Annotated in this window: 12 protein-coding genes; 9 read left to right on the top strand and 3 right to left on the bottom strand. The window is 61.0% G+C overall.

Annotated elements, in window-relative coordinates; all coding sequences use genetic code 11:
* Window positions 1-184 precede the first annotated feature (184 nt).
* The 6 genes from AWB70_RS20150 (at window position 185) to AWB70_RS20120 (ending at window position 6,689) form a co-directional block, all read left to right on the top strand.
* The gene (locus AWB70_RS20150) at window positions 185-733 is read left to right on the top strand and encodes a hypothetical protein (RefSeq protein ID WP_060854145.1); all 549 of its coding nucleotides are present in this window, start codon (window positions 185-187) and stop codon (window positions 731-733) included.
* Window positions 721-3,042 carry a hypothetical protein gene (locus tag AWB70_RS20145; protein ID WP_060854144.1) on the top strand — a complete coding sequence of 774 codons (2,322 nt, stop codon included), beginning with the start codon at window positions 721-723 and terminating at the stop codon, window positions 3,040-3,042. Before AWB70_RS20150 ends, AWB70_RS20145 begins: the two co-directional genes overlap by 13 nt.
* Before the next feature lie 308 nt (window positions 3,043-3,350).
* The gene (locus AWB70_RS20135; protein WP_060854142.1) at window positions 3,351-3,737 is read left to right on the top strand and encodes a hypothetical protein; all 387 of its coding nucleotides are present in this window, start codon (window positions 3,351-3,353) and stop codon (window positions 3,735-3,737) included.
* Window positions 3,738-3,828: 91 nt separating this feature from the next.
* Window positions 3,829-4,014 (top strand): hypothetical protein, encoded by a 186-nt coding sequence (locus tag AWB70_RS20130; RefSeq protein WP_053572926.1) that lies wholly within the window; start codon window positions 3,829-3,831, stop codon window positions 4,012-4,014.
* Entirely contained in the window at window positions 4,011-4,826 is an 816-nt protein-coding gene (locus AWB70_RS20125; protein ID WP_060854141.1) for a hypothetical protein, read from the top strand. The genes AWB70_RS20130 and AWB70_RS20125 overlap by 4 nt, the downstream gene beginning before the upstream one ends.
* A 183-nt stretch (window positions 4,827-5,009) precedes the next feature.
* Entirely contained in the window at window positions 5,010-6,689 is a 1,680-nt protein-coding gene (locus AWB70_RS20120; RefSeq protein ID WP_327349833.1) for a phosphoadenosine phosphosulfate reductase domain-containing protein, read from the top strand.
* A gap of 28 nt (window positions 6,690-6,717) precedes the next feature.
* Here the strand turns inward: AWB70_RS20120 and AWB70_RS20115 are convergent, their stop codons facing one another.
* Window positions 6,718-6,969, bottom strand: coding sequence for a hypothetical protein (locus tag AWB70_RS20115; RefSeq protein WP_053572929.1), 252 nt, complete (start codon window positions 6,967-6,969; stop codon window positions 6,718-6,720).
* Between the two features lie 325 nt (window positions 6,970-7,294).
* On the opposite strand from AWB70_RS20115, the gene AWB70_RS20110 reads away from it, so the two are divergent.
* A complete protein-coding gene (locus AWB70_RS20110; protein WP_053572931.1) occupies window positions 7,295-7,636 on the top strand; it encodes an H-NS histone family protein in 342 nt (113 codons plus the stop codon).
* Between the two features lie 136 nt (window positions 7,637-7,772).
* Here AWB70_RS20110 and AWB70_RS20105 read toward each other — a convergent pair whose 3' ends face one another.
* Together AWB70_RS20105 and AWB70_RS20100 are read right to left on the bottom strand one after the other, a co-directional pair.
* Window positions 7,773-8,531 carry a hypothetical protein gene (locus AWB70_RS20105; protein ID WP_143281666.1) on the bottom strand — a complete coding sequence of 253 codons (759 nt, stop codon included), beginning with the start codon at window positions 8,529-8,531 and terminating at the stop codon, window positions 7,773-7,775.
* Between the two features lie 492 nt (window positions 8,532-9,023).
* A complete protein-coding gene (locus AWB70_RS20100; RefSeq protein WP_235516672.1) occupies window positions 9,024-10,517 on the bottom strand; it encodes a sensor domain-containing diguanylate cyclase in 1,494 nt (497 codons plus the stop codon).
* Between the two features lie 437 nt (window positions 10,518-10,954).
* Between AWB70_RS20100 and AWB70_RS20095 the strand changes: the two genes are divergently transcribed.
* Window positions 10,955-11,191 carry a hypothetical protein gene (locus AWB70_RS20095; protein WP_053572947.1) on the top strand — a complete coding sequence of 79 codons (237 nt, stop codon included), beginning with the start codon at window positions 10,955-10,957 and terminating at the stop codon, window positions 11,189-11,191.
* 266 nt (window positions 11,192-11,457) lie between these two features.
* A complete protein-coding gene (gene ligD, locus AWB70_RS20085) occupies window positions 11,458-13,407 on the top strand; it encodes a DNA ligase D (RefSeq protein WP_075644394.1) in 1,950 nt (649 codons plus the stop codon).
* Window position 13,408 lies beyond the last annotated feature (1 nt).

Raw genomic sequence — 13,408 nt, 5'->3', positions numbered from 1 at the left:
GACACGCGAGCCGTGTTCCGATAGCCGATTTTGGTCGTCGCTATCGAAACAGAGGTTTCACCGCGTCTTTGACGCATCGATTCGTAGTGGCAGGACCTTTCTCTAGCAGTTCATCTTTTTTCTTACCCTGGCGGGGAGCGATCCCTTCCGGGGCCGCATTCCGCCCACCATAACGGAGTGCATCATGTTTGGTCTTTATCCCGCTGGCCCGAACTGGGTTCGCACCTTTGCTTTGGGCGACTGCTCATCGCGTGATCTTCAAAAGTCGTTGGTCGATCTGGCCGGCTTTACCGCTGCGATCCAGCATCAGCCGTTCGGCCAGTACCGCGGCGCAGTGCTGGCGCAGTTCGGTCATACGCTGTTGCTGGTCGCTACGACCCCCGGCGCTTGCGAGATCGCCGTTACGCCGACCGTTGAAATGCAGCACCTTCTGTGGTCGTATCAGGAAGGGTATGCAAGCCAGTGGTCTGCTGCTGAGATCCGTAGCCTCACCGGGCATAGCGGTTGGTCCGAGCTTCTGACAAACGCGCGTCGCGAGTTCGGCAGAGTCTGCGACAACGTGGCGGCCGCACTAGACGGAACGCTTGTAGCGCCCAAAGCAGCGGTGCAGTCCGTGCAGTCGGTCGTGATGAACGAGCCGTTTCCCAACGAGGACGACGACGCTTTCTATGCGCAGATGGCTGCTATGTCGGCGTCGATGAGCGCGCCGGAGGATCTGTCATGCGGCCTCTGAAACTGACACTGGAAGGCTTCGTTGGCGTGCGCGATGGCATGAAACGCGACAACGTGACGCTCGATCTGGAGGCGTTGCCGGATGGCCTGATCGCCTTGACCGGCCATAACGGGGCGGGCAAGACCACGCTTATGGACAACCTGCACCCGTATCCGATCATGCCGTCGCGTGCGTCGAAGCTGTCGGTCGACGCCTTCTCGTACTGGGATCACATCTGTGGCACCAGTGCATTGAAGGAACTCGAATGGGAGCACGACGGCATCCGCTATCGCTCGTCCTTCACGTTCCGCAAGCCCGGCAAGACAGGCAAGGCGGAGTACTACCTTGCCTATCGTGGCGTCGACGGTACGTGGCGTCCGGTGTCGCTGCCTGACGGAACGGTGTCGGACGGCAAGGCGGAGTCGTATAACCGCTGCGTCGAGGCGATCAACGGTTCGTTGGAAACGTTCTTCACGAGCGTGTTCTCGGCTCAGAACCGGCGGCCGCTCGCGTCCTATGGTGCGGGCGAGATCAAGACGCTGTTGGCCGAACTCCTTGGCATCGATCACCTGAAAGCCTTGTCGGCGAAAGCCGCTGATGTCGCGAAGGTGCTCGGCAAGTCGCTCGAAGGCATCCAGTCTGAGCTTGGCGCGCTAGCCGGAAAGCGGCAACGTAAAGCCGACGCTGAGCAGTCGATCGTCGCGCAGGGCAACACCCTGCGTGCCGCTCGCGAGCAACGCGATGCCGCGCTTGAGCACGCGAGCAAGTTGACTCAAGAGCGGGCGACGCTTGCGGCCAAGCAGAGCGAATCGGCAACGACCGAGGCGCGCCTGCGAGAGCTGGGCGTGCGCCGCGACGAGTTGGGGCGTGCCCTGAAAAGCGCGGCCGACGACGAGCAGGCAGCGGCGGTTCGGTGTCAGCAGCGCGTTTCCGTGCTGAGTCGAACCGTGGCCACGCACCAAGCAACGCTGGCTCGCCGCGAGGCGATCCTCGGTGCGGCGGCGAAGCGCGAGGAGGCCGAGTTGGCGATTGCGCGCGAGGAAGCGAGGTTCGCTCCCCTGCAGCGCGACATTGCCGATTTGGAGGTCAAACGCGCGACGTTGACGACGCTTGATGCAACGCTTACCAGCTTGATGAACCAGGGCACGACGAAAGCCGCGCACTTCGACACGTTGAGCAAGCAGGCAGCGGTGGCGGAGCAGGTGCCGTGCGTCGGTCATTCGATGCATGCCCAATGTCCGCTGCTCGCGCAAGCCTTTCAAGCGAAAGAACAAGCGGAGGTGCAGCGTGTTTCGGTGGCGAATCTTCGCGCGGAGTATCGCGAGAAGAAAGCGCAGGCCGAACGCTTGGCACTGGTGCCGGCTGAATTGGCGGCGAAGCGTGTTGAGATGCTCGCCATCACCGATGCGACCGCGCAGTTGCGCCGCGCCTTGCAGGCGGCGGCAGAGCTTGCCGCCACTAAGCCATTGCTCGATGCAGCCGTGTCGGGACTTGAAGCGGCGCAGGCTGAGTTGCGTTCGATCGCCGAGGAAAGTGCCGCACGTACCGCCAAGTACCAGTCTGAGAAGACGCGTATGGAAGCGGAGCTTGCGCGCATTACCGAGGAGGTGGGGCGACTTGCTTCGGTCGACGCTACGGCAGCGATTGCGAAGCTTGACCGCGACATCGCAGCGAACCGGGAGACCGTCGCGGCACTGGATGGACGAATCGAGCAATCGATCCGCGCGCAGAGTGTGTTGCAGGCCGAAGCGGAAGCCCTGGCGCTGGAGTTGGAGAAGTTCTCGGCCACGCAGTCTCGTGCCGACCGCCTCTCCGACGAAATTGCTCATTGGAAGCTGTTGGCTAAGGGCTTGGGCAACGACGGCGTGATCGCGTTGACCATCGATGACGCGGGTCCAGCGCTGACGCACACTGTCAACGAGCTATTGCTCGCGTGCTACGGCATGCGCTTCACGGTGGAGATCCGCACGCAGCGTACGCTCGCAAGCGGCGAACTGCGCGAGGGCTTCGAGATCCTCGTTCACGACGCCGAGTCCAACAGCAGCAAGTCGGTCTCCGTCATGTCCGGCGGTCAGAAGGTCTGGATCAACGAGTGCCTCACGCGGGGCATCGCGCTCTATCTCGCGCAGAACACCGGTCAGCCGTATCAGACTTTGTTCAGCGACGAGTCAGACGGCCCGCTCGATCCCGAGCGCAAAGTGCAGTTCATGCGCATGAAGCGCGAAGTGCTGCGCCAAGGCGGATATCAACGCGAGTTCTTCATCTCGCAGACGCCCGACCTTGTGGCAGAGGCCGACGCAGTCATCGACGTACAGGCGCTTGCCGCCTGATCTTCTATTAACCCTTGTGGGGAGTCGCCCCCACAAGGGGCGCTTCTCGTTCCTCTTTCATTTTCTTGCGCCCCTTCGGCGCTTCCACTATGGCAAACCTTTTGATGCTGCTGCTCGCGGCAGCCGGCAGTCCGTCTCATTCGAACGCGGTGCGTCACCAGCCGCCAACGCAGCACGCCGCACCGGCCACCGCGCAATCTCAACCGCCGCGGCCACCGGACCTGCGTCGCGCGTCCGCGTTCGATAACGGCCGTCGGCGTCGCATCTGACACCGGCTCATTCTCTTTCACTTTTGACTGGAGCCTTTCATGGCCTATTCCTGCACCGACTTCGTCGACGATGTACTCAATGACATGGTGATTCGAAGCTGGATCAAGCCCGAGCAGTACGGGCCCGATGACCCGCAAGCTCAGTGCGATGCGGTGTTGGGCGCGATCAGCGACGCGGACGTCTCGCTGCGCCTCGCCGCTGCCGCGAAGCAGTTCCACGCGGAACTGCTGGATGCCGTCGAAACACTGTCCGCCATCGCCGAACAGTACGGCGCGCTCGCCCTCGCGAATGTCGTCTGTCTCCAGACGGCGATATTGAAGGGCGGGGTGATCGAGCTCACGCGCGATGAAGCGGAGAACTTCGCTTTCGTCAGAGACCTGCCTTCGGGCGGTCGCTGGTGGCGACGCGTCAATTTGATCGAGTAAGCGGCAAATAAAGCCGTTCAATTTCTTTTCTCAACCCTTGCGGGCAAGCGACCCGCTGGGGTCGCTCCGCATTCTTTGTGTGGAGTGTTCTATGTTTGAAGCGGCCAAGCTGGGGGCATACCCTCAGCAGTTTCCCAACCTCGAAGCGGCGATTGGCTACATCGCCGGCACCGCGACGCACGCGGGTGAAGTTCGCCCGTGGGTTCGGAACGTCGATACGAAAGTCTTCCTGATCATCGGCGGCAGAGTGCAACCCCAAAACGGGGTGCGCCAATGACGCCGCCGTGGCTGGAGCAATACGCCAGTGGCAAGAAGACCGGCTATGCGCAAGCGTTCATGTCGTATGCCGAGTACTACGGAGTCGACGGATCTGCTGACGATGACCCCGAAATCGAAGAGCGGATCGTCATGCATCGGCAGCCGCTCGTGGGTTACGCCAGTCGCACGGGCACCCGCCGCAACCTGGCCGCGCTCAAGGGCGCCGACTGGCGCTTGTTGGTCTCGGCCAAGGGCGAGTTGCGTACCGAGGGCTTCGATCGCTACGCGTTGGATAACGGCGCTTGGACCGCGTATCAGCAGGGCCTGCCCTTCGATGAGCACGCGTTTTCTGTTGCTGTCGAACGGCTTGGCGAGCGGGCCGACTGGCTTGTCCTTCCGGACATTGTCATGGGCGGGATGGCCTCGCTCGACTACTCGCTGAAGTGGCTGGAACGACTTCGCGGTATGCCGTGCCGGATGCTGATCGCCGTTCAGAACGGTATGCAGGTCGAAGACCTCGCCTCGCTTCTGTCGCCTGCTGTCGGCATCTTCATCGGCGGTTCAACGGAGTGGAAAGAGCAGACTGCGCACGTGTGGGGGTTCCTCGCGCGACGGCGTCACTGCTACTTGCACGTCGGTCGCGTGAACTCGGCGCGGCGCATTCGCATCTGCGCGGCCGCCGGTGCGGACAGTTTCGACGGTACCAGTGTGAGCCGGTATGCGAAGACGCTGCCGGGCCTGGACCGCGCGACGCGGCAGGGCGACATGTTTGCGGCTGCGCACGATGGCCTCGAAGAGGCGCAAAGAGCGACGGCTGACCTTTTGATTTAGACCATAAACCCTTTCGGGAGCGCATCCCGAAAGGGTCGCTCCTATCTTTGGAGCGAAAACAATGGAACAGGAAATTCTCTCGAAGATGGAAGCTGCGATCGGCGTCATGCAGCGCTACGTTGAACTTGGGCATAGCGCTGCGCCTACTCGGGCGGCAAGGACAGCACGTGCGCTTTGGTGTTGATGGTGGAGGCGATTCGCCGTGTGGGCTGCACGACGATCACGCACCACGTTCAGTCGGCCGACACCACGATCGAGAACCCCACAATCGCAAACTTCCTGCACTCGGTGTTGGACGAACTGCAGTTGTATATCGAAGCGTCGGCGTTGCCGGTGCAAGTCCACGTGACGACGCCTTCGTTGGCAAGCCAGTTCGTGGTCTCGACGATAGGGCGTGGCACTTTGGTACGCACACCTGAGAATGGCGTGCGTGACGGTAGACGGACAAGGGCGTGCGCGGACGAGTGGAAGGTACGGCCGGGAGGTAGGCTTCGAACACTGCTTGAACGCCGGGCGACAGGTGACGGTGCACGCGAAGTTATAACGGTGTTGGGGCTGCGCAGGGACGAAAGCACCTCGCGGGCGGTAGCAATGACCGAGCGACGCGACAGCGCCGAAGTTGCGGTCCGAAGCAGAACCGGGGCGCTGACCCTCAGCCCGTTGAGCGAATGGACGTCCGATGATGTGTGGACGATGCTCGCGCTGCTGGCGGATGCTGAAAGTTTGCGCTTTCCATCGCCGTTGATGCCACGCACGATACACCGCCTGTCCGAGATTTATCGCGCAGGGAACGGTGGAACGTGTGGTGTCGTGGTGGGCGACTCGGGTGCTCGGGCCGCGTGCGGTTCGCGTTTTGGGTGCAGTTTCTGTCTCGTCGCTGGTGAACGTGACAAGTCGCTCGAGGCTATGATCGAGGATGAGCAATACGGTCATCTTCGGCCGCTGAACGACTTCCGCAACTATCTGCTCGCGATCCAGTGGGACATGGCGCGGCGCGAGTTGGTCGGGCGTTCGCTGAGCGATGCGGGCTACACGCGTATCCAGGCGGACACGTACAGTTATCTAACGCGTGTTGGCCTACTGAAAATGCTCTGCAGTATCGACGCGGCTGAGCGCGACCGCGCAGAAGCGCACTCTGGGGCACAGGCGATTGGCTTAATTCCCGATACGGAAGAAAACCGGCTGCTGTGTGAGCCGCAGTTTGAATTCGTCACGCCACAGCAGTTGGTGGCGATCGACTTCTTTCTCTCGATGCATCATTACGCGCCGCATGCGTTTCCTGCACTGGCGGTTTGGCACGACGTGAATGTGCTTGGGCGTCGGTATCCGGTTCCGAAGCTCGACGGCTTGCCGAAGACCGACATCGTGCTGCACGGCTGGTATCCAGTTGGGCAGTACGACCGAGACGCGCCGTCAGTCGGGTTGCGTTCGTTCGATGCCGAGCAGTGGAATCCATACCGGCATCCCGGTCGGCCCGGCCGATACGCGAGGACCACAGGCGGTGAGCAGACGGTCTATTTCGAGGAAGCCTCGCAGTTCGAGGTGGACGCGGAAGCGGCGTGCTTGTTCGTCACCTGCACGTACGACACCGTCTTCATGCTGGACACTCAGCATCGCGACGCGATCGACTCAGCGCATTTTTGGCTGAACGAGGGCATCGTGAAGCTGCCGACCGGCATGGCCCAGCGATATCAGGAGATGGCGAAACGCGGGCAGTACTTCACGCGGCTCGCGCAGCGCTTGAATCTCACCCCTTCTGAGTTGGACTCTCACCTTGTCTCCAACGCCATAAGTGACGTGGCACATGACAGGCTGTTAGGCCATGACCGCATACAATTGAGTCTCTTTGCTGAGGCGGCCTAGCCGCACGACACCTTTCTAAAATCCCGGGCTAAACCCCCGGGATTTTTTTTCGCAAATCGAACGCATCAAGGTCGGGTGCGGGAAGCGTTTCAGTGGGTTGAACTCCCAACAACTTTAGAGCGTGCATAATGGCGGCTGACTCTCGGGTAAAATTGAGTCTGAAGGTTTCGCCTTCCATAGTGACCTGCGCGCCAGAGTGAACGCTTAAAGCGTGCAGCGCTAGGTTGAGTGCGCGGGCGATTTCTCCATCGCGCGTCTTTTCATCGAAAATCGGATTCATAGCTGCCCCTGGCTCGGCTCTCCTCGTAAGAAGCAGGCACCGTGCCGGGCGGGAAGGAACGCCTCACGTGCTTCGTGCTCGAACAATCCTCTTAGGGCTTTTCCCCGTCGCGTCGGTGTTTGGGTTCGTCGTGCTCCTGTCTGGTATGAGCGTAGCGACGATCCTCCTCGTGGGTATAGTGTGTGCGATCGCCGGGTTTGGAGCGGGTTTTCTTTCGCACCGGCCGAAAAGCGAAGCGAACTGCGGCGACTGGCGGACAATGGTCTATAACCCGAAAGAGTTTAGACGCATCAAATAGCGAATAGGCGAAACGAACGAATTAGCAATGGCATATACGAACTCAGAAATATCGCAGCTCCTTCAAAAACAAGCCGCACTGGATACCGCGATCGCCGAGGCGCGCGAAAAAGAAACGAGGCTCGCTTTGATCGAGATGGTGCAAAAGATGCGCGAATACGACATCAGTCTGCATGAACTGATGGGTCGAAAGCTGGGCGAACCGGCGGCGGCTCTGCCGAAGTATCGCGATCCAGTGACCGGCGCGACGTGGAGCGGCCGTGGGCGGGAGCCGCAGTGGATCGCGGGGCTCGATCGCAATCAATTCCTGACAAGCCGTGGCAACACTGACGGGGCAATTCAACCGGCCCTGTTTCAGCAAGCGCGCTGACGGCAGTCGGGCCCCGAGGCTTGGTGCTATAGCTAGGTGACCCAATGGGCCGTGCCGCGCGCCCAACGAAATGTTGATCAGTGGCCGGTGCCCCAATGTACCGAGTCGCTACGACGTTGGAGCTTGGGGCAGGCCTTCATTGAAACAATCGCGTTTCACCCGCGTTGATTGCGGCTTCTGCCAGCCCGTGCATCATCCTTGAGCCGATTATCTCTGGGAGTTCGGGCAATAGCTCCTTTTTGAGCTCAAGTACGGCCCTGGCGGTGTCGCGCCCATCGCCTTCGAGAAAAGATTTTTCGAGGTCAAACCACATTAGGGTGACGTCGGTCCACTCGTCGCTTTCATAGCTTTTGCTCGATGTAACTGCGATCACTCGTCCGAGACAGAAGAGGGCCAGCGCTATCCACCCGGGTTGCCGCAGATCGCCTGTCAGCTTGCGATGCGCACGTGTAATTGCAAGAACGATGGGATCGTCAGGATGCGCGGGCCGATTCTTGTTGAACTGAAGCGCCAGATACGGATCGCTTGACCAAAACTTCGTATGGGCAATACGGATCATCTGATCGATGAAGTCCACGAATTTCTGGTTTCGGAATGCTTGCTGCATGCCCTCTGCCCAGGCTTGCGGCGCCACGGCTTTCAATTGTTTGGCCATTCGTGCGGCGCCGAGCGGGGCCTCTCTTAGGGCTTGGGCGAGCTCATCCTCCCCTATGGCGTCCGCAACCTGACCGAACATCGATAATTCGCCCGCTTTCTTCGACATATCCGAAAATCGGGCGATCGATGCGAACGTAGGCAGCACCTGAGGGTGTCGCACCATCTCTCCGGCCAGAGCAAGGCCTTCGCGCGTGCGGTCGTCAAGAGCCGAAGATTTACTGCGGCTAGCTTTTCCCATTTTCGACTCGGAGTTCGCAGTGCACAGACGACTAGCATGCCACATGTAGCTGGGCGACCCGGATGGCGTGTGCATCGCGTTCATCGTCTTCCATGCGCCGTAATCGGGGCTGAAGGCGAACAACGCAAGGTTAAAGCCCAGAAGTTCCTAGCGGCGATGGGAGCACGCGCCTTTCGCTCGCTAACGCGAGGCGAGGCGCGAGACTGTACAAATTGCTTAATACCTGTCAGCCAGTATAAATTACCTTTGAGTCCGGTTAATATTTGGGAAACAAGGTGGGTACCGGGGAGGTGGTATGGAAGCGGAACACGAGGTCCTCTACAAGGGTTTTACGCTTTCGCCGGTCGCCGTCGATGATGGCGATTTCTATACTGCGATGCTGATTGTGCGAGCGCCTGGTGGAGAAAGGCGAGCGAGCGGTATGCTGGGTCAATTTCCCTGCGCGTTATCGGCGACCCAATACGCGCTTGCTTATGGGATGGCGGACGTTGATCATCGGGAGCCGCCGATTTTGGATTGGCCGGTCAGGATCCGCGTACCGCTTGCAGGGCACCGCTTAAGAGCTGATTGACCGAAACGATGGTGGGTCGCTTCCCGCCTGCGACGCTCCCGTCCGTGGCTCACACACTTCTCCCGCCTCGACCACCCGGTTGCGGCCGCGCTCCTTCGCCCGGTATAGCGCGGCGTCTGCGAGGTTGAGCAGCGCCGGCGCCGACTCCGGCGAGGTGGGGAGCGAGCAGGCAAGACCGATCGAGATACTGTCACCGGGGCACCGTTTGAGGATGCTGAGGGGATGCCGAGCGTTTCGATCGCGGACCTGAGCGACTGCGCGACACGTAGTCCTGCCGGTGCCTCGCAGGCCGGGAGCACCACGACGAACTCTTCACCGCCGTAGCGCGCCACGTAGTCGCTTTGCCGCCGCAATGTGGTCGAGAGTGTGCTCGCGACCCGGCGCAAGCAGTCGTCGCCGGCAAGATGCCCGAACGTGTCGTTGTATCGCTTGAAATGATCAACGTCGATGAGTAAGACGCAAAGCGGCTGGTTGCTGTCGGATGCGAACGAAAAATCGCGCGGGAAACGATCGTCAAAGTAGGCGCGGTTGAAAACCCCCGTCAGGCCGTCGCGCGCCGACGTCTCCACCAGTCTTTTATGCGTCTCGGACAGTCGCCGGTATAGGCCGGTGGTCTCGTAGATCAACATTCCGAGGACCGCACTCGACGAAATCATCGACGCTGCGCGCGCCGCGTACCAGCCCACGCTGTAACGCGCCCCGGCAGACAACGTGAGCGCCACATCGATAAGCGTGCCGAGGAGCGCGACGGCGAGCCACAAGTCCATCAACGAGCGCAGTCGAGTCGTCGATACATGCAATCCGAGCGCTGCGAGGCAAATCGCCTCCACTACGATCCCGGCCGGACTGCTGGACAACTGCGCGTACGAACCGGAGGTTGCGACAAAGGGCGGGAGGTGCGCCTGCCCGGCGGTGGCGAGCGCGCAGAGGCTCAGCGCTAGCGCGACACAGGCAAATGCGACGGCTCTGCCCCGGGCGAGACGGCTCGCAGTGGAGGGAACGGCTCGCGTAAAAAGGGAAGCGGTTATCAGCGCCGGAAAGCCGCCATGCCAGAACACCCAAATCCACACCGCCGTTTGAGGCCCCGCGCGAAGCAGGCCGGTAGGCGAAAACACGCCGGGAAAGACGAGCAACTGGATGGCGGCAATCACGCTCGTGAACGCATATGCACCGCTAAGTGCAGCGAAAAGCAGCCTGCCCGAGACGGCGAACTGAGTCCACAACAGCAATGCCGTCAGGCCTTCGGTCAGCGTCACCCATGTCGCGAACACTGGCAGGAACGGGGCAATAACCGGCCCTGGACTTTTCGCGTATGGCCAGACCGAGACGGCGCCACTCATTGCGAGCAAGGCCACGACCGCCGCCATAACTCGATGCCGGAGGGTGGATGGCAGGTGAATCAGCGTTGTTTGCATTTGGTGAGCGTGCAATGCGGCCGGTTGCCGCCGTCGCCCTTAACAATTCTTCGGAAGGTTTCGCTTTTACGGCGCAAGCGCGGGCTTCTTGAGAGCGCCGCCAGCACAATGCGCGCCGGGGTTGGCTTAGCCGTTGCTATTGGCTAGATGGCAGGCAATATTAGAAAAGTTCGACGCCATGAAAGTCACGATTGTTTCCGTTCACGCTCCACCGCCCGGACACGAGGAGGACGTGTGCAGGTTCTGGTTCCAGACGGAGGACGGCTCGAGCCCGCAGAGACGTCACTCAATCTCCCTGCGCACCGCCCGAGTCATTCTGGAAAGCAACCCTCCCGACGACGCGCTTACCAAAATACTGCGCGCAATCGTGAGCACTGCCAGCGGGGACTACGACGGCCTTATTGGAAAATCCTACACAGACAACGGTGATGCCCCTTATGCGCGAAGACGTAGAAACGATGAAGGTCGAGCACGGTGATTGGACCATCGACTCGCGGCCACAACAAATCGGCCACCATTGGCATTCGTGGTGCGAGGTTGAACGCCGGCCAACGGACGACGAGGTCGATGGGCAAATTTTCCATTTCTTCGATATCGGCTACTTCGACACGGAGCGGGCGGCTTACGAACGTGCCGTCTCATGGGCGAAGGCGTGGATAGAGGACAACTTCTGATGCAGGCGGGCTGCGGCGGGCAAGGCGTTTGCGGTCCGCTCGCCACTAAACCTTCGGGGTGCCGATATGACGGTCAGTGATAAACGGGTGGATAAGGTCGTCGTGCGGCCTGACGAGCACGCGGGGTGGCGCGTTGAGGTCCCAGACAAGGACCGACCGCAAGGAGTCTTTGTGACGATAGTTGCCGACAGGGAGGGCGCGCTCAAGATCGCCGCGGATATGTATCCGGCAGCGAAGATCCAAGTCGTGGACAGTCCGCAAGAAGCGTGAAAACGCGCTCTAGGGGCGCCACGGGCCGCGCCCCCGATGAGCCGCTTCCGGAATCCATCTCTCCGCAACTCGCCACCCTCGCCAGCCGACCGCCTGCGAGCGGCGACTGGCTATGGGAAATCAAGTTCGACGGCTACCGGTTGATGTGTCGGATACAGAGCCGGCGAGCGAAATTGATCACGCGCGGCGGACACGACTGGACCGAGAAGATGCGCACGCTAGCAACCGCTATCGAGGAGATGCCGGTCGACAACGCGTGGCTCGATGGGGAGGTGGTCGTGCTCACCGATAGCGGCGTTCCTGACTTCAACGCGCTGCAAAACGCGTTCGACCGTCGCAGCACGACGCAACTGACATTCTTTGCGTTCGACATCCCGTTTCTTAACGGACGCGATTTGCGGGAAGTACCGCTGGCTCAACGCCGGGAGCTGCTCGGCGAACTGATCGCCAAGACATCGAGCGAGCGCGTTCGCTACAGCGAGTCCTTCACCGAAGACCCGCAATCGCTGCTCGCGTCCGCGTGCCGTATGCGGCTTGAGGGAATCATTGGCAAACGCGCGGATGCGCCATACCGTTCAGGCCGCTCGACCGATTGGATCAAACTCAAATGCCTCCAGCGCCAGGAGTTTGTCGTCGGCGGCTACACCAGACTCGCTGGCGCGAAAAGCGGGATGCGATCGCTGATGCTCGGCGTGCACGAACGAGACGGCAGCCTGCGGTTCGCTGGAACCGTAAAAGCGGAACTGAAGCCGCGCCCGCTTGCAGAGCTGGAAAGGAAGGCGGTCAAGTTGGTTCGCAACGATCCGCCTTTCTACAACCCGCCCCCGCGCGAGAAAGATCGCGACTTCGTTTGGCTAGCGCCCGAACTGGTCGTTGAAGCGTCTTTCCTCGAATGGACGCCGGCGGGCGAGGTTCGGCACCCGGTCTTTCAGGGCATGCGTGAGGACAAGCCCGCAACGGCCGTGACAGAAGAAACAGTCATCGACGTTAACGAGCCTGGGAGCCTGCCCCAAGCGAAGGGAACCGCGCGGGTGTCACCGGGCCGCGCGGGAACGCTGGTCGTCGCAGGCGTGAAGGTGTCCAACGCCGAGCGCATCATTGATGACGTGACGAACCTGAAGAAAATCGATCTCGTGCGCTACTACGATGAGATCGCGGAGTACGCCTTGCCGTACTTGAAGGATCGGCCCGTGTCACTGGTACGCGCCCCGGAGGGCATTCACGGCGAACTGTTTTTCCAGAAGCACGAGGAGCGGTCCAAGATCCCTGGCATCACGCGGCTGCCGGTTGAAATGCACCCGGGCCACCCGCCGCTGCTGGTCGTCGACCATCACGAAGCGCTGATCGGCCTTGCGCAAATGAACGTGGTCGAACTGCATAGCTGGAACGCCGTGCAACCCGACCTTGATCATCCGGATCGCTTCATCCTTGACCTTGACCCTGATCCCGAGTTGTCCTGGCAGATGATGGTCGACGCCGCGACTCTCTCTAAGGTCTTGCTCGACGAAATTGGCCTCAAGAGCTTCATCAAGACGAGCGGCGGCAAGGGCTTTCACATTGTTGTGCCGCTCACGCGGCGGCAGCAATGGGACGAGGTGAAAGACTTCTCGCACGCGGTCGCTCGCTACATGGCGCGACTGATGCCCGAACGATTCTCCGCTGTGCTCGGCCCGAAGAACCGCGTCAAGAAAATCTTCATCGACTACCTGCGCAACAGCAAAGGGGCAAGCACGGTAGCAGTGTTCTCCGCACGTGCGCGCTCAGGCATGGGCGTGTCGATGCCCATCGCGTGGGACGAACTGGCCGACATCGGTCGCGCCGATCAGTGGACGATCAAAACGGGCGCGCAGCGCATGCATTCGCTCCGGGCCGATCCATGGGACGGCTACCACCGGACGCGGCAAGGCATCACTGTGGCGATGCGAAGGGCGGTCGGCATGCGCTGAC

It is taken from the genome of Caballeronia cordobensis (assembly GCF_001544575.2).
Lineage (GTDB): Bacteria > Pseudomonadota > Gammaproteobacteria > Burkholderiales > Burkholderiaceae > Caballeronia > Caballeronia cordobensis.
This window is presented reverse-complemented; position numbering and strand designations above follow the sequence as displayed.

Bases quoted from the DNA above. Each gene is read 5' to 3' on its own strand.
- AWB70_RS20125 (WP_060854141.1), top strand. From the start codon at position 4,011: ATGACGCCGCCGTGGCTGGAGCAATACGCCAGTGGCAAGAAGACCGGC.
- AWB70_RS20095 (WP_053572947.1), top strand. From the start codon at position 10,955: ATGCGCGAAGACGTAGAAACGATGAAGGTCGAGCACGGTGATTGGACC.
- AWB70_RS20145 (WP_060854144.1), top strand. From the start codon at position 721: ATGCGGCCTCTGAAACTGACACTGGAAGGCTTCGTTGGCGTGCGCGAT.
- AWB70_RS20130 (WP_053572926.1), top strand. From the start codon at position 3,829: ATGTTTGAAGCGGCCAAGCTGGGGGCATACCCTCAGCAGTTTCCCAAC.
- AWB70_RS20120 (WP_327349833.1), top strand. From the start codon at position 5,010: ATGGTGGAGGCGATTCGCCGTGTGGGCTGCACGACGATCACGCACCAC.
- AWB70_RS20110 (WP_053572931.1), top strand. From the start codon at position 7,295: ATGGCATATACGAACTCAGAAATATCGCAGCTCCTTCAAAAACAAGCC.
- AWB70_RS20100 (WP_235516672.1), bottom strand. From the start codon at position 10,517: ATGCAAACAACGCTGATTCACCTGCCATCCACCCTCCGGCATCGAGTT.
- AWB70_RS20135 (WP_060854142.1), top strand. From the start codon at position 3,351: ATGGCCTATTCCTGCACCGACTTCGTCGACGATGTACTCAATGACATG.
- AWB70_RS20150 (WP_060854145.1), top strand. From the start codon at position 185: ATGTTTGGTCTTTATCCCGCTGGCCCGAACTGGGTTCGCACCTTTGCT.
- AWB70_RS20115 (WP_053572929.1), bottom strand. From the start codon at position 6,969: ATGAATCCGATTTTCGATGAAAAGACGCGCGATGGAGAAATCGCCCGC.
- AWB70_RS20105 (WP_143281666.1), bottom strand. From the start codon at position 8,531: ATGGGAAAAGCTAGCCGCAGTAAATCTTCGGCTCTTGACGACCGCACG.